The sequence below is a fragment of the Alteromonas sp. 14N.309.X.WAT.G.H12 genome (genome assembly GCF_036697315.1).
GTDB lineage: Bacteria > Pseudomonadota > Gammaproteobacteria > Enterobacterales > Alteromonadaceae > Alteromonas.
On record NZ_JBAHZB010000283.1, the window covers coordinates 1 to 201 of the forward strand.

General features: G+C 54.7%; 2 tRNA genes. Both read right to left on the reverse strand.

The window, feature by feature from the left end:
- Positions 1-77 (reverse strand) — tRNA-Ile (locus V5298_RS20995).
- 47 nt (positions 78-124) lie between these two features.
- A tRNA-Ala gene (locus tag V5298_RS21000) sits at positions 125-200 on the reverse strand.
- Position 201: the final 1 nt, after the last annotated feature.

Consider the following 201-nt stretch of genomic DNA (forward strand, 5'->3'; position numbering starts at 1 on the left):
TGGTAGGCTTGGGCAGACTTGAACTGCCGACCTCACCCTTATCAGGGGTGCGCTCTAACCAGCTGAGCTACAAGCCTCCAGCTTACTTCGCAGTCTGACTTTTTTTGACTCAGTTGCCGGAATCTGGTGGAGCTAAGCAGGATCGAACTGCTGACCTCCTGAATGCAAATCAGGCGCTCTCCCAGCTGAGCTATAGCCCCG